The organism is Noviherbaspirillum sp. (genome assembly GCF_035944575.1).
Taxonomy (GTDB): Bacteria; Pseudomonadota; Gammaproteobacteria; order Burkholderiales; family Burkholderiaceae_D; genus Noviherbaspirillum.
In genome coordinates this window covers 1-19,737 of record NZ_DASZBA010000020.1, presented here as the reverse complement: position 1 = coordinate 19,737, position 19,737 = coordinate 1, and the positions used below count along the sequence as shown (strand labels likewise).

Here is a 19,737-nt window from a genome sequence, read left to right as displayed (position 1 = left end):
CTGAGAGAAAGGCGCTGTGCAGTGCCCTTGACGCACATGCCAATTTGTCCGACCTCACGGAATCGGATGATGCACCGTCACCAGTTTCGTTCCATCCGGAAAAGTCGCCTCCACCTGAATCTCAGGAATCATCTCCGCGATGCCTTCCATCACATCCGCACGGGTCAGGATCTTCGCGCCGTCGGACATCAGTTCGGCCACCGTCCTGCCGTCGCGCGCACCTTCCATGATCGCGGCGGTGATCAGCGCCACCGCCTCGGGATAGTTCAGCTTCAGCCCCCGCGCCTTGCGACGCTCGGCGAGCAGGGCAGCGGTAAAGATGAGGAGCTTGTCTTTTTCTCTTGGGGTCAGTTCCATTGTTTCTCCGGGTTGATCGGCGTCTGTCCATTCATGAATAGGGCAGCCATCGAATTCAGGTTTGCCATATGCGCGGTATGACTGCATCGCGTCCGGTTACCGCCGGCCGCAATCGCTGCCATACCGTTGTCATCAGCTGTTTCGCCGCTTCGCTGGAATCGCCGAGATGACGGGCGACGAGCACGGACTTCATTTGCGTAATGCCGACTGCCTCGCCGCAGGTTTCGCGCAGCTCCTTGATGACTGCCGCAGAAACCGTTTTACCGATTACGATGAGCGTCGCGCATACCGTTCTTCCATTTAGTCCCAACGGGCTTGCGACAGCATCACCGCCCGCTTCCAAAATGCCTTGCTCGAACCAGACCAGCTTGCCCTCGCGCCGGATGCTGGTGCGCTGCTCGATCTTGCCGCTGGCGAACGATTCGCCGGATGAGGTGCGGCCGAAGCAGAGGATTTCACAGCCGATATAGCTTGCGTCCCTGGCCAATTCGACATGGTTGTCCAGTTGCACATGCGCCTCATCGAAAAAAATGCTTTCCTGCGGCAGCCATTCAAGCGATGCATTCTCGCCGACATTCAGGTGAATGCTCTGCCGCGATACCCTGCCGCCTGCCCGATACCACTTTGCCGCGCCCGGCGTGGTTAACAGTGCGGCGGCGCCGTTGCCGACGCAGGCATGGATCGAAAGTTCGTCGCCGCCGACCACGCCGCCCGGCGGGTGCACGATGATGGCGTGGCATACCTTGCTGCCCTCCGGATACAACGGCTTCTGCACCCGGAGAGGACCATAATGGGAGCGCTCGACGAATCGCGTCGCTCCGGCATCGTCGGCGAATCCGAGCGCCAGCCATGCATGCCATGGCGTGGCGGAATTGACGGTCCCTTGCGGGGTGAGAGGTTCTGCGATGCGTTTCATGCCAAAACTATACTGCCAAGTGGCGCTTGACGTTTTCGCTGTTCATATCTTCTTGCACGCCGGAAGCAACCACTTCGCCGCGCGACAGCACAATGAACTTGTCGGCGAGTTCGTGCGCAAAGTCGAAATACTGTTCACACAACAGGATTGCGATATCGCCACGCTGCCGCAGCAGGCGAATCACATTGCCGATATCCTTGATGATCGACGGCTGGATGCCTTCAGTCGGTTCATCGAGGATGATCAGCTTCGGCTCGGCCAGCAGGGCGCGTGCGATGGCAAGCTGTTGCTGCTGCCCTCCGGATAGGTCGCCGCCGCGACGATGCAACATTTCCTTCAGCACGGGAAACAGTTCATACACTTCGCCCTTGATCATGGACGCTTGCCTGCCGGACTTGATCGCCATGCCCATGCGCAGGTTTTCTTCCACGGTGAGACGGGCGAAAATCTCCCGGCCCTGCGGCACGTAGGCAATGCCTAACGCCGCCCGCTCATGCGGCTTCAATCGGGTGATGTCACGTCCGGCCAGATCGACCTTGCCGCTGGCCACGGGCAATACGCCCATCAGGCATTTGAGCAAAGTGGTCTTGCCGACGCCGTTGCGGCCGAGCAGCGCAAGGCATTCCCCCTTGTCGAGAGACAGCGAAACGCCGCGCAGCGTATGGGACGACCCGTAGTATTGGTTGAGTTTTTCAACGTTCAGCATCTTGGTTCTTCTCGCTCATCGGCCCAGGTAAACTTCAATCACACGGTCTTCCGCCTGTACCTGCTGCATCGTGCCTTCGGCGAGCACCGATCCTTCGTGCAGCACGGTGACTTTGCCGGCTTGCGCAATTTCGGTGACGAACGCCATGTCATGCTCGACAACCACGATGGAGTGCTTGCCGCGCAGTTCGTTCAGCAATTCGGCAGTGCGGGCGGTTTCCGCATCCGACATGCCGGCGACCGGTTCGTCGAGCAGCAGCAGTTGCGGTTCCTGCATCAGCAGCATGCCGATCTCCAGCCATTGCTTCTGGCCATGCGACAGCAGTCCGGCGAGACGGGCTTCCTGGCCGTTCAGGCGGATCAGCTTCAGGATGTCGTCAATCTTGTCTTTCTGTTCCGAATTCAGCTTGAAAAACAGCGTCGGCTTGACGCTTTTATTCATCTTCATCGCGAGTTCAAGGTTCTCGAACACGGTGTGCTGTTCAAAGACGGTGGGGCGCTGGAACTTGCGGCCGATTCCTGCGTGAGCGATGTCGTATTCGGTCATGCGGGTCAGGTCGATGGTCTGGCCGAACCAGGCCGTGCCGGATGTCGGCCTGGTCTTGCCGGTGATGACATCCATCATTGTCGTTTTGCCTGCGCCATTGGGCCCGATGATGCAGCGCAGTTCGCCTACCGAAATGTCGAGGTTCAGCTTATTCAAGGCTTTGAAGCCGTCGAACGATACGGTAATGTTTTCCAGGTAGAGAATCGCGCCGTGCGTGGTGTCGAGTCCCTCGCGCTTCACCCGTCCGTACGACGTGCCGTATTCGGCATGCTGATCCTTCGGGTAGGTCTGGCCGGGATGTAGAACTTCGGTCATGCCGCCTCCGTGTTTTTGCGCAAACGTTTCGTCAGGCCGAGCAGGCCCTGAGGCATGAACAGCGTAACCAGGATAAAGATGAGGCCGAGGGCGAACAGCCAAAGGTCCGGGAAGGCGGCGGTGAACCAGCTTTTCAGGCCGTTGACGGAGAACGCGCCGATGATCGGGCCGATCAGCGTGCCGCGTCCGCCTACAGCCGCCCAGATCACCATTTCGATCGATGTGCCGGGCGACATCTCTGACGGATTGATGATGCCGACCTGCGGCACGTACAAGGCGCCGGCGATGCCGCACAGCACCGCCGACAATGTCCAGACGAACAGCTTGAACCAGAGCGGGTTGTAGCCAATGAACATGAGCCGCGATTCGGAATCGCGCACCGCCTGCAGCACGCGGCCGAGTTTCGACGTGACGATCCAGCGGCACAGCAGCAAGGCGCCGACCAGCATTGCCAGCGTCAACAGGTACAGCGCAGCGCGGGTTTCAGGCGCCGACAGCGTGAAGCCGAGCAGGCGCTTGAAGTCGGTGAAGCCGTTATTGCCGCCGAAGCCGGTGTCGTTACGGAAGAACAGCAGCATGAAGGCGAAGGTCATGGCCTGCGTGATGATCGAGAAGTACACGCCCTTGATGCGCGAGCGGAAGGCGAAATAGCCGAACACGAAGGCAAGCAGGCCGGGCACCAGCACCACGAGCGCCATGCAGTACCAGAAGTTGTCGGTGAACGACCAGTACCAGGGGTAGGTTTTCCAGTCGAGAAATACCATGAAGTCCGGCAGGTGGCTCTGGTACACGCCGTCCTTGCCGATGGCGCGCATCAGGTACATGCCGTGTGCATAGCCGCCGAGGGCGAAGAACACGCCGTGGCCCAGTGACAGGATGCCGGTGTAGCCCCAGACCAAATCCAACGCGAGCGCAGCCATCGCATAGCACATGAATTTGCCGATCAGCGCGACGGTGTAGCTGGAGACATGCAGGGCATGGCCTGGGTCGAACGCCAGGTTGAGTATCGGCAGCAGAGCGAGGATTGCTGCACAAACGACGATGCCGGTCCAGGCCGGACGGGAAAATAGGGACGAGCTCATTCGACGCTCCTGCCTTTCAATGCGAACAAGCCTTGCGGCCGCTTTTGAATGAAGATAATGATGAATACCAGGATCGCGATCTTGGCCATGACCGCCCCGGCGACCGGTTCCAGAAACTTGTTGATCTCGCCGAGGCCGATGGCGGCGATCACGGTGCCGGCCAGCTGGCCGACGCCGCCCAGCACCACGACCATGAAGGAATCGACGATGTATCCCTGGCCGAGGTCCGGGCCGACGTTGCCTAACTGGGACAGCGCCACGCCGCCTAGGCCGGCGATGCCGGACCCTAGCCCGAAGGTCATCATGTCGACCTTGCCGGTGGAGACGCCGACGCAGTCGGCCATGCGCCGGTTCTGCGTCACTGCCCGCACGAACAGGCCGAGCCGGGTCTTGTTCAGGATCAGCCACACCGCGCCGACGACGAAGAAGGCGAAGAAGATGATGACGATGCGGTTGTACGACAGCACCAGCGAGCCGAGCACCGTGACGCCGCCGGACATCCAGGACGGATTGGCGACTTCGACGTTCTGCGCGCCGAAGATGGAACGTACCGACTGCATGAGAATCAGGCTGATGCCCCAGGTTGCAAGCAGCGTTTCCAGCGGACGGCCGTAGAGCCAGCGAATCACGGTTCGTTCCAGCAGCACGCCGACCGCGCCGGCGACGATGAAGGCAGCAGGCAGTGCCACCAGCAGGTAGGCGTCCAGCGCACCGGGAAAGTATTGCCTGAACAGCATCTGGCACATGTAGGTGGTATAAGCGCCGATCATCAGCAGTTCGCCGTGCGCCATATTGATGATGCCCATCAGGCCGAAGGTAATCGCGAGGCCGAGCGCGGCCAGCAGCAGCACGCTGCCGAGCGAGACGCCATAGAACAGGTTGCCGATGAATTCGGTACGCTTCAGGCGGCCGTTGATCTCGTTGAGCGTGCCGACGGCGGCGACGCGCACCGCTTCGTCGGGTTCGGCATAGGTGCCGTCCTGTGCTTTTTCCGTCATGGCGCGCAGCGTCGGCAGCAGGCTTGCATTGCTGCTTTCGGCGAGCGCCTCGACGGCGCGCTTGCGGACCACGGCATCGGGGGACTGCAGGTTGGCAGCGGCGACCACCAGCTCCAGCACGGACTTGATCCCCGGGTCGGACTCTTTCTCGAGGGCCTTGGTAATCATCGGAAGCTGGCCCGGATCGGCGTTCTTTTGCATCTCGAGCGCCGCCGCCATTCGTTCGGCGGGATCTTTCGACAATAGCCTGAAGCCGGAGAGCGCGCCTTCCAGCGCGCCGCGCAGCCGGTTGTTGACCGTGATGGCGTCGGCGCCATCGGGTGTCGGTACAGTCTGGCCGGTGGTCGGGTCATAGGCTTTGCCATCGCCCACGATAAAGACTTTGCCGTCGGGTGTTGCGTAGAGGTTGTCGTTTCTCAGGGCGTCGAGCAGCTTGTATGCATCTTCGGTAGCGAGCGTGGCGATCTTATTCACCGCTTCGATGCGTGCATCCGGGTCGTCGCCGGCGAGAGGCTGCAGCAACGCCGCGTCGATGGCGGCGTGCGCCGCCAGTGTTTGCGCGCAGAGCCAGCAGGCGATCAGTATTTTTTTAAGCAGGGTCATGTGCGTTGTCCTGACGTGGCAGAACGTTGGGTAAACATGTAAACCAATGGGCGAAAAAAAGCCGGAGGGTGCGGATGAGAGCAATGCTCCGGCTTGTGTAGGACTAGCTCCGGCTGGCTCCTTCCCCTTTAAGGGGGAAGGTCGGGATGGAAGTAGTGAGATTGCATTCGCATGCAGTCGATCAACCTCGCTACCCCCACCTTGCCCCTCCTCCTTAAAGGGAGAGGGGACCAGTAGCAGAAAGATCGGAATTACATCTTCTGCTTCGCATCATTCCCTTCGATATACGGGCTCCAGGGCTGGGCGCGGATCGGCGACTTGGTCTTCCATACCACGCTGAACTGGCCGTCAGCCTTGATCTCGCCGATCATGACCGGCTTGTGCAGGTGGTGGTTCGTTTTATCCATGGTCAGTTCAAATCCGGATGGCGCCTTGAACGTCTGTCCGCCCATTGCCGCGATGACCTTGTCGGTATCGGTCGACTTGGCTTTCTCGACAGCCTGTTTCCACATGTGAATGCCGACATAGGTTGCTTCCATCGGATCGTTGGTAACGACGGTATTCGCATTGGGAAGCTTCTTGGCGACGGCGTAGGCTTTCCACTTCTTGATGAAGTCTTCGTTGACCGGATTCTTCACCGACTGGAAATAGTTCCAGGCTGCCAGGTGGCCGACAAGCGGCTTGGTGTCGACGCCGCGCAACTCCTCCTCGCCGACCGAGAATGCGACGACGGGCACGTCGGTCGCTTTCAGGCCGGCATTGCCGAGTTCCTTGTAGAACGGCACGTTGGAGTCGCCGTTGATGGTGGAAATGACAGCCGTCTTGCCGCCGGCGGAAAACTTCTTGATGTTGGCGACGATGGTCTGGTAGTCGGAATGGCCGAACGGTGTGTAGACCTCATCGATGTCGGAATCCTTCACACCCTTCGACTTCAGGAATGCACGAAGAATCTTGTTGGTGGTGCGCGGATACACATAGTCGGTGCCGAGCAGGACGAAGCGGTTGGCGCCACCGCCTTCCTTCGACATCAGGTACTCGGTTGCCGGGATGGCCTGCTGATTCGGAGCCGCGCCGGTATAGAACACATTCTTTTCCAGCTCCTCGCCTTCATACTGCACCGGATAGAACAGCAGGCTGTTCAGCTCCTTGAAGACTGGCAGTACCGACTTGCGCGAGACCGAGGTCCAGCAGCCGAAGACCACCGCGACTTTATCCTGCGAGATGAGTTGGCGGGCCTTCTCTGCGAACAGCGGCCAGTTGGATGCGGGATCGACGATGACCGGTTCCAGCTTCTTGCCCATGACGCCGCCCTTGGCGTTGATCTCGTCGATGGTCATCAAGGCCACGTCTTTCAACGACGTCTCGGAGATCGCCATCGTGCCCGACAGCGAATGAAGAATGCCAACCTTGATGGTATCGGCGGCCAGTGCTTGCGGCATCCATGCGGAAGCGGCAAGGGTCAAAGCGCCGGCAGCGGTCGCTTTCAGGAGGGTGCGACGGGTCATGTAAGGCTCCTACGGTTATTTGTATGGTCAAGTGAGTATGCGATCAAGCTCGCACATCTCATTTAGCAGTTTGCGTGCCATCAGGCATGGCTTGCTTCAGCCGATATCGAACGCTCGTACCGGACTATTTGAGTGCGTTTTTCGGGTGCGGGTGAATAGGGCTGCGCTGAATCCGCGCACGCTCGCCCCGTAGTGGTGCATGCGCCGGAAGTTATTGGTCCGTCGTAGTACGCGGCATGCGAATGCACAAATGCGGATCGCCGCAATGGTGCGGCGATCTGATTGGGATGATGCGAGAATGCCGGAACGGGTCAGGCTTGAACGGGGAAGGTCACCACGTGATCGGCACCGAGCCGGATGCCGATTTTTTCGCCGATCGCGTGATCGTGATGGGACGGGACCAGCGCCAGCAACTGCTGACCTCCCTCCAGCTTCAGGGTGTAAAGGAATTCCGCACCGCGGAAGGCCTTGCGGACGACTTCCGCCTGCAAGGGACTGGCGTCGTCATGGATGACGTCGTCGGCCCGCAGCAGCACGTCGACCTGAGGGTGATATTTTTCGGTGGTGCAGGCATCGATGCCTTGCCACAGCGGCAGGCTGCCCAGTTCAATATTGACCTGCTGGTTCGGCAAGTCGATGGTGCCGGGCATAAATACGCCCTGGCCGATGAAGTCGGCGACGAAGCGGTCGCCGGGGCGGTGATAGAGGTTATAGGCGGTGTCCCATTGCACGATCACGCCGTCGCGCATCACGCCGATATGATCGGCGATCGCGAACGCCTCATGCTGGTCGTGCGTCACCAGGATCGCCGTGGTGCCGAGTTCGCGCAGGATCTCGCGCACCTCCATCGCGAGGCGTTCACGCAGTTCCACGTCGAGGTTGGAGAACGGTTCATCCAGAAGCAGGAGGTCCGGCTGTGGGGCAAGGGCGCGGGCGAGCGCTACCCGTTGCTGCTGTCCGCCGGACAGTTCATGCGGAAACTGCCGCGCATGCGCGCCGAGGCCTACCAGAGACAGCAGTTTGTCGACTCTGGCCTTGCGCTCGGTCGACGTCAGCTTGCGCAGGCCGAAGCCGATGTTGTCCCAGACCGAGAGATGCGGGAAAAGGGCGTAATCCTGGAACACTACGCCGACCTGCCGGGTTTCCGGCGGCGCGGTGCGGCCCGGCCGGCTCAACTCCCGTCCGCCGAGGACGATCCGGCCGTCGATCAGCGACTCGAATCCGGCGATCGCCCGCAACACCGTCGTCTTGCCGCACCCCGACGGCCCAAGCAGACAGCCGATCTCGCCGCGTCCGAGAGCGAACGACAGCCCATGCACGATTTCATGCATGTTCCTGCCTTGCAGATAGCCGACACGAATGGCATCAACAATGAAATGGGTAGAGAAAGAGGGTGGTACTTTCATGGGTACGATTAATTGCACGACTGGAACATACGTAATTGATTATAATTCTCATTTAAAATGTCGTGCTGAAAATCTGGATTTCAATGCGCAACTCCACGCCGGTTCCTTACGGACATCATCAATCAGGCGGTTTGCATCCCTTGCTGCTGACATCGTTGGCAGCCGCTTTTCTTGTCAGCGTGCCCATCCTCGGCGTGCTGTCCAATCTTTTCTCTTCGTCCAACCTTGGGCAGGCTGACATCGCCGGCAGCACCTTTTCACATCTGTGGGCAACGGTATTGCCGGAATACATCGGCAACAGCCTCGCTATCGCAGTCATCGTAACGGTCCTGGCGGCGATCGGCGGTGTCGGCTGCGCCTGGCTCGTGGCGGTTTTTCAGTTTCCGGGCAAGCGGTTTTTCGAATGGGCGCTAATCCTGCCCTTGGCCATGCCGGCCTACGTCGTGGCCTATGCCTATACCGATTTCCTGCAGTTTTCGGGACCGGTGCAGACTGCCTTGCGCGACGCGTTCGGCTGGCAGGCGCGCGATTACTGGTTTCCGCAGATCCGCTCCATCGGGGGCGCCGGCGTGCTGTTCGCGATGGTGCTGTACCCGTATGTCTACCTGCTCGCCCGCAATGCCTTCCTGGAGCGCAGTCCGCGCATGTGGGATGCCGCGCGCACCCTCGGCATGGGGCCCTGGCAGACTTTTTTCCGCATCAGCCTGCCGCTCGCGCGGCCTGCGGCGGCGGCTGGTATTGCGCTGGCATTGATGGAAACGCTTGCGGACTACGGGGCGGTAGCCTATTTCGGCGTGCCGACCCTGACAACCGGTATCTTCAAGAGCTGGTATGCATTCTCCGACCGCGTCGCCGCCGCGCAGATTGCCGGTGTGCTGATGCTTGCGGTCGTCGGCCTGATGCTGGTGGAGCACAAAAGCCGCGGGAGGGCGAGGTATTACGCAGTGGGTGCCCGCACCAAGCTGCAGCCCCTGATCCCTCTCATGGGCGCAAGGGCCTGGGGCGCAAGCCTGTTTTGCGCGGTGCCGGTATTCGTCGGTTTCCTGTTGCCACTGGGCATTCTCTTGCGCTTGATGTGGAAGGAGGAGACCCTGCAGGTCAGCCTGCGATATCTCGACTGGCTGCAGAACAGCGTCTTGCTCGGCGCGATGACGGCGCTGATCGCGATCGTGGTTTGCGTCCTGCTGGCCTACGCCGCACGTGTCACACGCAGCCGCGTGCAAGCCGTTTCCAACCGTATCGTCAGTATGGGATATGCAGTGCCCGGCGCGGTGATCGCGGTCGGCATCCTGATCCCGCTCTCCCGCATCGACGCCTGGGCGGCGGACCGTGGCTGGCAGCTTGCGCTGACCGGCAGCGTATTGGCGCTGGTGTATGCCTACCTGGTCCGATTCCTGGCGGTGTCCTACCAGAGCGTTCAGTCGGGACTCGACAAGATCACCCCCAGCATGGATGCCAGCGCCCGGGTGCTTGGTCATGGGCTCGGGTCGATGCTGTTGCGCGTTCATGCGCCGCTGCTGTGGCGCAGCGTCCTGACGGCTGGTTTGCTGGTATTTGTCGATGTCGTCAAGGAGCTGCCTGCCACCCTGACGGTGCGTCCCTTCAATTTCGACACGCTGGCGGTCATCACGCATCAACTCGCGGCGGACGAGCGCCTGGGCGAAGCGGCCTTGCCGGCCCTGACCATTGTCGCAATCGCGTTCGTGCCGGTGCTGGTACTCGCACGTGCTATCGCGAAAGGCGATCAGGCCCGCGGCCACTGACGGAATGGCTGATCGATGGGTTGCGCCGATCCGGGAGGCGCAGCGCCTGACCTGCGGAACGAACGCTATCGGGCTTTGCCCGACACCGATGCACACCCGTTCCAACCCGGTTGAGAAATGCAGCGGAAAACAAAAAGCCCCGTCGGAACGGGGCTTTTTGTTTTCCGCTGCACGAACCCGGCAGCGGTTTCAGGCAATTACTTCTTGGCGGCACGGGCAGCGGCAGCGGCCTTGGCTGCCGGCTGGGTGAACTGGCTAACTGCCGTGTTCACGTTGGATTCGATGGTCTCGACAGCCTGCTTGGTGGTCTTGGTGAACTGCTCGTAACCTGCGCTGGCATTGCCGATGGCGGACTTCAGCAAGGCGACTGCGTTTTCGGAACCGGCAGGTGCGTTCTTGGTGATTTCCTCGACCAGTTCCAGCATCTTGCGGCTGGCTTCGGTGATCTGCGCTTCGGCGGCCTTGCTGTACTCAGCCTGAACGCTCGATGCGATCGAAGCAAGGTGACGGCCATAAGCGAGGGCTTTTTCAGCGTTCGGCTGTGCTTGAGCGGCACTGGCCGAAATCCACTCTTTCGGGTCCTTGATGGTCAATAATTGCTTCAATGCAGCATTAGACTCTTCGATAGAGGATTTGGCGGCGGTAATGTTCAGATCGATGATCTTTTCGACGCCTTCGAATGTCTTGTTGCTCAGGTTGGTAATCAGCGCCAGTTGGGCTTCAAAGCTGGACTTGGTTGCTGCGGAAAACTGCTCTGGAATCGAAAACATGGGTTCTCCTTGGAGAAAGTCGGTTGATCAACGGGGGGGCGAACATAGCGCGCATGAAGTGACCGTGAATGGACATCGACAGCCTTGTTTTGTGCGTCGCAACAAACGGCATTTTAAGGATTAATTTTTGTAAGTCAACGTTTTTATTGAATGCTTCCCGCAGGTTACAGCCGTGTTACCGATGTGGCAAAGGCCGGCATTTGCTGTCGGTCAGCTTCAAAGGGCATCGGCTTCGCCATTTTCAAGTGCATGCTAAACTCGCCGGGTCACGTCCAAGCCCCGCCTTCCCCCTTGAAAGCCTTCTACAGCGACCACTTTGTACTGCCACTACCGCAGGGGCATCGCTTTCCGATGCAGAAATACCGGTTGCTCCGGGAGACGCTTCCCTTCATGGTCGATACCATCGAATTCCACGAGGCCCCGCACACGACCGATGGCGTGCTGGCGCTGGCTCATCATCCTGACTACATCCGCAAGGTTGCCGAGGGCGTGCTGTCTGCCGAGGAGCAGAAGGCGATTGGATTCCCGTGGTCGCCGCAGATGGTGGAGCGTTCCCGCCGGTCCGCAGGTGCGACCATCGCAGCCTGCCGGGCCGCGCTTGCGGACGGCGCGGCGGTGAACCTTGCCGGCGGCACGCATCATTCCTACGCCGATCATGGCGAAGGTTTTTGCGTGTTCAATGACGCCGCGATCGCCGCCAGGCTGATGCAGGCAGAACGCAGGGTGCAACGGGTGGCCATCGTCGATCTCGACGTCCACCAGGGAAACGGTACCGCATCGATACTTGCCAATGACGATTCGGTATTTACCCTGTCGCTTCACGGCGAGCGCAACTACCCGTTTCGCAAGGAGGTCAGCGACCTGGATGTCGCTCTGCCTGACGGCACCGGCGACGACACGTATATCGACGCATTGGAAGCCGCGTTGGACGAACTGTTCCGGCGCTTTTCACCACAACTGATCATTTACCTTGCGGGTGCCGACCCGCACGAAGGCGACCGGTTGGGCCGTCTGAAGCTGACCAAGGACGGGTTGGCCGCCCGGGACCGCATGGTGCTGGATGCCGCCCGCGTAGGGAACATCCCGGTAGCTATCGCGATGGCCGGGGGCTACGGCAAGAACATCCAAGACACCGTCGACGTGCATGTGCAGACTATCGCCCTTGCCTCCCGATATGCAGGTGGCGCGTCCACCGCGAAATGAACATGACTTCCTCCGCATCCGTTGATATTGCCGCCACCGAAACGCCGCAAAGCCCGTGGATATCCGCAATGCCATATCTGTTTGTCCTGATATGGAGTACCGGCTTCGTGGTTGCGAAGTTCGGCCTGCCTTACGCGCCGCCGCTCACCTTCCTGCTATTGCGCTTCATCAGCGTGCTGGTGGTCCTGCTGCCGATCGTGCTGCTGATGCGCGCGCCGTGGCCGGTCGGCCGCATGCGCCATATCGCGGTAGCCGGCATTCTGGTGCAGGCCGGGTATCTGGCCGGCGTATGGTGCGCGATCAAGATCGGAATGCCTGCCGGCCTGTCGGCATTGATCGTCGGCTTGCAGCCGGTGCTTACCGCATTCGCCGCGCCGCTGGTCGGCGAGTCGGTGCGCGGCCGGCAATGGGTCGGGTTGCTGTTCGGCTTGTGCGGCGTTGGCCTGGTGGTTGCCAACAAGATCACGCTGATCGGCTTGTCTATCGAAAGCATCATGCTATGCGTGATGGCGCTGCTGTCGATCACGGTCGGCACGCTCTACCAGAAGCGCTATTGCGCCAGCTTCGATCTGCGTACCGGCACCGTGATCCAGTTCGCCGCATCCATTCTGGTCCTCCTTCCATTTGCCGTGGCGCTCGAAGGCTTCGGCCCGGCACTCGATACGGTCCAGTGGACCCCCAGCTTCATCGGCGCCTTGCTTTGGTCGGTATTGGCGCTGTCGATCGGCGCGATCTTCCTGTTGTTCGCGCTGATCCGCAAGAGCGCCGCCACCAAGGTGACCAGCCTGCTGTACCTGACGCCGCCGACGACCGCGGTGATGGCATGGATGATGTTCGGCGAGGCGTTCAGTATCATAGGGATGGCCGGCATGGTGCTGGCAGTGATCGGCGTGGCGCTGGTCGTTAAAAAATAAGGAAAAAGATCGGATGAGGGCTGAACCAAACAAGCGGAGCGACTATAAGCATTTTCATGACATCACTACCCGCTGGATGGACAACGATGCCTACGGGCATGTCAATAACGTCGTGTACTACACCTGGTTCGATACGGTGGTCAACCAATTCCTGATCCGCAAGGGCGTGCTCGACATCGCGCGCAGTCAGGTGATCGGACTGGTGATCGAAACGCAGTGCAACTACTTTGCGTCGGTAGCGTTCCCTGAGCGGATCACTGCCGGGTTGCGCGTCGCGAAGCTGGGCAATTCCAGTGTGCGCTATGAAGTGGCAATCTTCCGCGAAAACGAGGAGCGTGCATCGGCGCAGGGTCACTTCATTCATGTCTATGTGGACAGGGATACTCGCAAGCCGAGCACTGTCCCGGACGCCATGCGACAACTCCTGCAAACCATCCAGGTACAAGAGCAATGATCAGTACATCCGAACAAAAAATAGTGGATGCGGCGATCGCCTCGCGTCGGTCCATCCGCGCCTTCCTGCCGACCCCGGTGGCGCGCGAGGACATCGAGGCGCTTCTCGAAGTCGCGGCACGCGCACCGTCCGGCACCAACACCCAGCCCTGGAAAGTGTATGTACTCACAGGCGCGGTGAAGGAACGGCTTTCCGCCGAAATTCTCCGGGCGCACAACGATCCCGAGGGCAGCAAGAAGCACGTGGAAGAGTACCCCTACTATCCGACCAGATGGGTGACGCCGTATATCGACCGCCGGCGCAAGGTGGGTTGGGATCTGTATTCGCTGCTCGGGCTGACGCGTGAGAACAAGGCCGGCATGCATGCGCAGCATGGCCGCAATTACACCTTCTTTGGTGCGCCTGTCGGGCTGATCTTCACCATCGATCGCATCATGGAGAAAGGGTCCTGGCTGGATTACGGCATGTTTCTGCAAAACATCATGATCGCCGCCCGCGGCCGCGGGCTGGATACCTGCCCGCAGGCGGCTTTCACGCCGTTTCACCGCATCGTCGCCGACGTGCTGCAACTGCCGGAAAATGAAATGCTGGTATGCGGGATGGCGCTCGGCTACGCCGATCCGGACAAGATCGAGAATACGCTGGTCACGGAACGCGAACCGGTTTCCGGGTTTGTGAAATTCGTGGAAGAGTAATTCGCAGACGGCCCCGGTCACCATCTGGAGTCGTCTTTACATTTCAATCAATTGACACAAATTCCAGAGGTTCGATCATGACCAAGCATCGTATTGCCGTTCTCGCCGGCGATGGCATCGGCAAGGAAACCGTGCCGGAGGGCGTTCGCGTGCTGGATGCCGCGGCACGCAAGTTCGGTATTGATCTCCAGTGGGATTATTTCGACTTCGCTTCCTGCGACTATTACGCCAGGCATGGGCAGATGATGCCCGATGACTGGAAGGACCGGATAGGCGGGCATGACGCAATTTTCTTCGGCGCTGTCGGCTGGCCCGATACAGTGCCCGATCACATATCGCTGTGGGGATCGCTGCTGAAATTCAGGCGCGAATACGACCAGTATGTGAATCTGCGTCCATGCCGCCTGATGCCAGGCATCCCGTCGCCGCTGGCGCGATTCGGATTGGATGGACGCAAGGCCGGCGACATCGATTTCTACGTGGTTCGGGAGAACACCGAAGGCGAATATTCGTCGGTGGGCGGGAAAATGTATGAGGGTACGGACAGGGAAGTCGTGTTCCAGGAAAGCGTGTTCTCCCGAACAGGCGTCGACAGGGTGCTTAAATTCGCGTTCGACCTGGCGCAGAAGCGGCCGAAGAAGCACTTGACCTCCGCGACCAAATCCAACGGCATTTCCATCACGATGCCGTATTGGGATGAACGTGTGGTTGAAATGGCAAAGTCCTATCCGGACGTCAGGTGGGACAAATACCACATCGATATTCTTACCGCACATTTCGTGCAACGCCCCGACCAGTTTGACGTGGTGGTCGCATCCAATCTGTTCGGCGACATCCTTTCCGATCTTGGTCCCGCCTGTACCGGCACGATAGCGATCGCGCCTTCCGCCAACATCAACCCGGATCGTAAATATCCGTCTTTGTTCGAGCCTGTGCATGGGTCCGCGCCCGACATTGCCGGCAAAGGAGTTGCCAATCCGATTGGCCAGATCTGGTGCGGCGCGATGATGCTTGAGCATCTCGGGCATCCCGACGCAGGCGCCGCAGTGCTGCAGGCGATCGAGAAAGTGCTGGAAGCAGGGCCGCAAAATGCGCCATTTACTCGCGATATCGGTGGCACCGCCGGGACGGTCGACCTTGGGCGAGCGATCGCAGCCGCGTTATGACCTGGATCAATTCCTGTTTGTGGACCATGCGGCAACATAAATGCTGATTGATTTTCATCAGTTTTTTCTAAGAAAGTTGTTTAATTCTGTGCGCTAACTGCTTCATTCCCTTGCTGATTTTCACTATTTTGCTAGACTGCAAGATATAATTGCCGCTTGCAAGAACTAAGGGGGGAGTGCAGATGATCAGGTCCGCGCTGCGAATAGTCGCATCATTGTGTGCGTTGGTTTTCGTGGTTCCGGCTGTCCATGCCGAAGTTTCTTCGGCTGCGAAGAAACCGGCACATAAGAAGGCGGCGTCAAAGTCAAAAACCGCTGCTCCCAAGAGTACTGTTGCCGTCCGCCGGTCCGGCGCATCCGCAAAAGAACGCAGCGTCGCCAAAGCGTCAACCGATTCACGTCGGAAAGTGGCCAAGACGTCCGGCAAGGTCAAGCTGCAGGCCAAGAGCACTGAAGTCGCACTCAAAGGCAAGAACACAGTGAAAGTGGTCGAGAAACGGGTCCGCTATGCCGCTGTCGTTCCTGCCGCCGCGCCGATGTTCACCGCCGGCGATATCGCAGGTCTGCACCTCACACGCGATCCTCTCGCATTGCAGTCCAATGTTGCACTCGTGATGGATCAGAATACCTCCGAAGTGCTGTTCGAGAAGAATGCCAATGTAGCGCTGCCGATTGCATCGCTCACGAAATTGATGACGGCACTGGTCGTGGTCGAGGCGCGCCAGGACATGGAAGAAATTCTTGAAGTCACTCCGGACGACATTGACCGCGAGAAGAACAGCGGCTCCCGGTTGCGTATCGGTGCCCAGTTGACCCGCGCGAACATGCTTCATATTGCGTTGATGAGCTCCGAGAACCGTGCAGCATCGGCGCTTGGCCGTCATTATCCGGGTGGTTTGCCTGCCTTCGTCGCGGCGATGAACGCAAAAGCAAAGGCACTCGGCATGCATGGTACTCGCTTCGTTGATTCCACCGGTCTGTCCAGCAGTAACGTGGCAAGCGCCAATGATCTCGCCAAGCTGGTGTTTGCCGCATACCAGCATCCGATCATTCGCACCTATTCCACCGATCCGAAGTACGCGGTCGATACCGGTGCCAACCTTGTGCATTACGTGAATTCCAACCGTCTGGTGATGGACGATGACTGGGATATCGGCCTGCAGAAAACGGGTTATATCTCGGAAGCAGGGCGCTGCCTGGTCATGCAGGCTAGAATCGACAACCGGCCGGTTGTGATGATTTTTCTTGATTCAAAAGGCAAGTATTCCCGTATTGCGGATGCGGCGCGTATCCGTAAGTGGCTTGAAAGCGGTATTCGTCAACCGATGATGACGCAGGTGAATGCCAAGCAGAGTTGATCCGCCTGAATGCGCAATATGCCAATTCTTTGGTAATCCGGGCCGCAATTCGCGGCCCGCATGCTTTTGCGGAACGGAAATTGGTAGCGAAAATGCATGATGAATTTTTTGATCAAATAAATAGTCACAAACCGCTACAATTTTCCTTGCATAATTGTTGTTCCCGGATCCGGTTTTAGAACAAAATAAAAAGCCTTTGGTTATGAAAACCAACTGACGGTAACAAGGTAGCCGGATGCACTGTTGATAAGTCAAGATGCGATAATCCGTCTTTCGCATTTCCAGCAGGCCTCCGTACTCTTACTTTTTGCTGTACCGATAAAAATTGCTTATTCCTAAAGTCCTCCTTGTCAACGACGATTCCGCCAGCCTGCTGGCCTTATCCAGTCTGTTGACGTATTCAAGCGGCGAAAATCAGTATGAGGTGGTGATCGCAAAGTCGGGCGAGGAAGCATTGCGCCAGGTTCTCAATCACGACTTCGCGGTGATCCTGCTTGATGTGAGCATGCCCGGCATGGACGGGTTCGAAACAGCGGAAGCAATCCACTCCCATCCACGCTCGGCATCGGTGCCGATTATTTTCGTCACGGCGCATTTCGCCGACGAGATCAACAAGCTCAAGGGATATCAAAAAGGCGCGGTGGACTATCTGTTCACCCCGATCATTCCGAAGATCCTGCAGACCAAGGTCGCGGTTTTCGTGGAATTGGCAAAAAAGAATCTGCAGTTGCAGCATCAGACGGAACAGCTTGCCAAGCTCAACAGCGAATTGCAGGAGCAGCGCAAGCTCGACCTCGAACATATCAACGAACGCAAGCAGGCCGAGGAAGCATTGCGCCAGTCGCAGGAGGAATTGCGGCAACTGGCGAGCTACCAGGAGCGCATCAAGGAGGATGAGCGCAAGCGCATTGCACGGGAGATTCACGATGAGCTGGGACAGAATCTTCTTGCATTGCGCATCGATATTTCAATGCTGCACGCGCGTACCGGCACCACCCATCCCAAACTGAACCGCAAAGTGCACTCGGTGCTCGACCATATCGACAGCACGATGAAGGCAATGCGGGCCATCATCAACAACCTCCGCCCGGCGGTGCTCGATCTGGGCTTGAATGCCGCGATCGAGTGGCAGGTCAAGGAATTCCAGCGGCGTACCGGGATCGAGTGCGACCTGGTAATGCAAGAGGAAGAGCTTGTCGTGGATGATAACCGTGCGACGGCGCTGTTCCGCATCCTGCAGGAATCCCTGAATAATGTATTGCGCCACGCGCAGGCGACACGCGCACGCATCGAGCTTGAACAGGTCGGGCGCCTGGTGCGTATGAAGGTCGCGGACAACGGTATCGGCATATTCCCCGGCTGCCGCCGCAAAGCGAACTCGTTCGGGCTGGTCGGCATCAAGGAGCGGATCAGCACGCTTGGTGGCGAGCTGGTCATCGAGACGGGGCAAGACCGCGGAACAGCCCTGATCGTGACTCTGCCGATCGAGACCGTCAGTCCAGGCGCCGACACCGTGGACTCGCGGACCGATGTATATGCCGAACTGGCCAAGCTTAGTGAAAGCGTCGAGAGCCTGCGCGGGCCGGTAGAGGCGGCCGTAAACCCTCGGAAACGCAAGGAAACACGCAGCAACAAGATCGTCAAGCTGCTGTAGCACCCGCTTCATCATCGGAAGGCCCGTAGGGAGACAGGGTAAATCCGGGTTTGTGCGTGATGATTCCAGAGACACAACTTACTTGAGAAAAATCAATGTGTCTTGGTGGAAAATATCGGAGAGTCTTTGATTTGACGCAATCGTGTTACAACACGGGAACGCGCTTGTCTTATTCTTTTGAAAGCCCGCAGTGTTGATCCCTTTGCCTAAGCTGGATGCAACAAGCATGCATGCATTTTCCAAAGGTTCGTCCTCGTTTCATATTTATCAAACAATAAATTCCAATAATTCGGTTCGCAGAGGAAGCTAGCATGGACACAAAAACCACCATTACCGAGGCGCTGGATGTCAAGGTCTTGCTCGCCGCGCTGACAGCGTTGAAAAAAGGAGAATTTTCAGCGCGCATGCCGTCCGATTGGACCGGAATGGCGGGAAAAATCGCCGATACCCTGAACGATATTCTGGAAACCAACCAGCAGATGACGCTGGAGATCACCGACGTCAGCCGGGTGGTTGGCAGGGAAGGGCGCCTCACGCAACGCGCGGCGGTGCTGAACGTCGCTGGCGGCTGGGCGACCATCGTCCGGTCGGTCAACACCCTGATCGATGACCTGGTTCGCCCTACAACTGAAATGGCGCGCGTGATTGGTGCGGTCGCGAAAGGCGATCTGTCGCAAACCATGGCTCTGGACGTCGACGGCCGGCCGCTCAAGGGGCAGTTCCTGCTGGCGGCATCTACCGCGAACACCATGGTGGACCAGTTATCATCCTTTGCGTCCGAGGTGACCCGTGTGGCGCGTGAGGTAGGTACCGAAGGTAAGCTGGGCGGACAGGCGAATGTGCCGGGCGTCGCAGGTACCTGGAAAGACTTGACCGACTCGGTCAACTCCATGGCCGGTAACCTGACATCGCAGGTGCGTAACATCGCGGAGGTGACGACGGCAGTGGCAAACGGCGACCTGTCGAAGAAAATTACGGTGGACGTGCGCGGCGAGATTTTGCAGCTCAAAGACACGATCAACACCATGGTGGACCAGTTGCGTTCCTTCGCGTCGGAGGTGACCCGTGTGGCGCGTGAGGTAGGTACCGAAGGAAAGTTGGGCGGTCAGGCATATGTGCCCGGCGTGGGCGGCACCTGGAAGGACTTGACCGACAACGTGAACTTCATGGCGTCCAACCTGACCGGTCAGGTGCGTAACATCGCGGAAGTGACGACGGCGGTGGCGAATGGCGACCTGTCGAAAAAGATTACCGTGGACGTGAAAGGCGAAATTCTTCAGTTGAAGGACACCATTAACGTCATGGTGGACCAGTTGTCCTCCTTCG

19 protein-coding genes are annotated in these 19,737 nt (G+C 58.9%); 9 read left to right on the top strand and 10 right to left on the bottom strand.

The features are described 5' to 3' along the window. Positions 1 to 54: 54 nt before the first annotated feature. The 8 genes from VGU61_RS01210 to VGU61_RS01175 form a co-directional block, all read right to left on the bottom strand. Positions 55 to 357, bottom strand: a complete 303-nt coding sequence (locus VGU61_RS01210; protein WP_326857271.1) for an urease subunit gamma — start codon at positions 355 to 357, stop codon at positions 55 to 57. Between the two features lie 55 nt (positions 358 to 412). Further along, entirely contained in the window at positions 413 to 1,273 is an 861-nt protein-coding gene (locus VGU61_RS01205) for an urease accessory protein UreD (RefSeq protein ID WP_326857270.1), read from the bottom strand. 7 nt (positions 1,274 to 1,280) lie between these two features. Next, positions 1,281 to 1,979 carry an urea ABC transporter ATP-binding subunit UrtE gene (gene urtE / locus VGU61_RS01200; RefSeq protein WP_326857269.1) on the bottom strand — a complete coding sequence of 233 codons (699 nt, stop codon included), beginning with the start codon at positions 1,977 to 1,979 and terminating at the stop codon, positions 1,281 to 1,283. Positions 1,980 to 1,994: 15 nt separating this feature from the next. After that, a complete protein-coding gene (gene urtD / locus VGU61_RS01195; protein ID WP_326857268.1) occupies positions 1,995 to 2,840 on the bottom strand; it encodes an urea ABC transporter ATP-binding protein UrtD in 846 nt (281 codons plus the stop codon). Beyond that, positions 2,837 to 3,922 carry an urea ABC transporter permease subunit UrtC gene (urtC, locus tag VGU61_RS01190; protein WP_326857267.1) on the bottom strand — a complete coding sequence of 362 codons (1,086 nt, stop codon included), beginning with the start codon at positions 3,920 to 3,922 and terminating at the stop codon, positions 2,837 to 2,839. Before urtC ends, urtD begins: the two co-directional genes overlap by 4 nt. Next, positions 3,919 to 5,523, bottom strand: a complete 1,605-nt coding sequence (gene urtB / locus VGU61_RS01185; RefSeq protein ID WP_326857266.1) for an urea ABC transporter permease subunit UrtB — start codon at positions 5,521 to 5,523, stop codon at positions 3,919 to 3,921. Before urtB ends, urtC begins: the two co-directional genes overlap by 4 nt. A gap of 251 nt (positions 5,524 to 5,774) precedes the next feature. After that, entirely contained in the window at positions 5,775 to 7,028 is a 1,254-nt protein-coding gene (gene urtA, locus VGU61_RS01180; protein WP_326857265.1) for an urea ABC transporter substrate-binding protein, read from the bottom strand. 311 nt (positions 7,029 to 7,339) lie between these two features. Beyond that, positions 7,340 to 8,434: an ABC transporter ATP-binding protein gene (locus tag VGU61_RS01175; protein WP_326857264.1), complete on the bottom strand. Its 1,095-nt coding sequence runs from the start codon at positions 8,432 to 8,434 to the stop codon at positions 7,340 to 7,342. Positions 8,435 to 8,496: 62 nt separating this feature from the next. Between VGU61_RS01175 and VGU61_RS01170 the strand changes: the two genes are divergently transcribed. Further along, positions 8,497 to 10,197, top strand: coding sequence for an iron ABC transporter permease (locus VGU61_RS01170; RefSeq protein ID WP_326857263.1), 1,701 nt, complete (start codon positions 8,497 to 8,499; stop codon positions 10,195 to 10,197). Positions 10,198 to 10,394: 197 nt separating this feature from the next. On the opposite strand, the gene phaP is transcribed toward VGU61_RS01170, so the two are convergent. After that, entirely contained in the window at positions 10,395 to 10,967 is a 573-nt protein-coding gene (phaP, locus tag VGU61_RS01165) for a TIGR01841 family phasin (RefSeq protein ID WP_326857262.1), read from the bottom strand. A 291-nt stretch (positions 10,968 to 11,258) separates the two neighbouring features. Here phaP and VGU61_RS01160 point away from each other — a divergent pair, with 291 nt between their 5' ends. The 5 genes from VGU61_RS01160 to VGU61_RS01140 all read left to right on the top strand — a co-directional run bounded on the left by VGU61_RS01160 (position 11,259) and on the right by VGU61_RS01140 (position 15,399). After that, positions 11,259 to 12,170 carry a histone deacetylase gene (locus tag VGU61_RS01160; RefSeq protein ID WP_326857261.1) on the top strand — a complete coding sequence of 304 codons (912 nt, stop codon included), beginning with the start codon at positions 11,259 to 11,261 and terminating at the stop codon, positions 12,168 to 12,170. Positions 12,171 to 12,238: 68 nt separating this feature from the next. Further along, complete coding sequence (locus tag VGU61_RS01155) at positions 12,239 to 13,084, top strand: DMT family transporter (protein WP_414691575.1); 846 nt, start codon at positions 12,239 to 12,241, stop codon at positions 13,082 to 13,084. A 13-nt stretch (positions 13,085 to 13,097) separates the two neighbouring features. Next, positions 13,098 to 13,538: a thioesterase family protein gene (locus VGU61_RS01150; RefSeq protein WP_326857259.1), complete on the top strand. Its 441-nt coding sequence runs from the start codon at positions 13,098 to 13,100 to the stop codon at positions 13,536 to 13,538. Then, positions 13,535 to 14,233, top strand: coding sequence for a nitroreductase (locus tag VGU61_RS01145; protein WP_326857258.1), 699 nt, complete (start codon positions 13,535 to 13,537; stop codon positions 14,231 to 14,233). The genes VGU61_RS01150 and VGU61_RS01145 overlap by 4 nt, the downstream gene beginning before the upstream one ends. A 77-nt stretch (positions 14,234 to 14,310) precedes the next feature. After that, the gene (locus tag VGU61_RS01140; protein WP_326857257.1) at positions 14,311 to 15,399 is read left to right on the top strand and encodes a tartrate dehydrogenase; all 1,089 of its coding nucleotides are present in this window, start codon (positions 14,311 to 14,313) and stop codon (positions 15,397 to 15,399) included. Between the two features lie 67 nt (positions 15,400 to 15,466). Here the strand turns inward: VGU61_RS01140 and VGU61_RS01135 are convergent, their stop codons facing one another. Next, positions 15,467 to 15,781 carry a hypothetical protein gene (locus VGU61_RS01135; RefSeq protein WP_326857256.1) on the bottom strand — a complete coding sequence of 105 codons (315 nt, stop codon included), beginning with the start codon at positions 15,779 to 15,781 and terminating at the stop codon, positions 15,467 to 15,469. A 25-nt stretch (positions 15,782 to 15,806) separates the two neighbouring features. Here VGU61_RS01135 and pbpG point away from each other — a divergent pair, with 25 nt between their 5' ends. The 3 genes from pbpG to VGU61_RS01120 form a co-directional block, all read left to right on the top strand. Further along, positions 15,807 to 16,757 carry a D-alanyl-D-alanine endopeptidase gene (pbpG, locus tag VGU61_RS01130; protein WP_326857255.1) on the top strand — a complete coding sequence of 317 codons (951 nt, stop codon included), beginning with the start codon at positions 15,807 to 15,809 and terminating at the stop codon, positions 16,755 to 16,757. Positions 16,758 to 17,082: 325 nt separating this feature from the next. Beyond that, positions 17,083 to 18,411 (top strand): response regulator, encoded by a 1,329-nt coding sequence (locus VGU61_RS01125; RefSeq protein WP_326857254.1) that lies wholly within the window; start codon positions 17,083 to 17,085, stop codon positions 18,409 to 18,411. A 311-nt stretch (positions 18,412 to 18,722) separates the two neighbouring features. Continuing rightward, positions 18,723 to 19,737, top strand: a 1,015-nt coding sequence (locus tag VGU61_RS01120) for a HAMP domain-containing protein (protein ID WP_326857253.1), incomplete at its 3' end; no start/stop codon positions are given.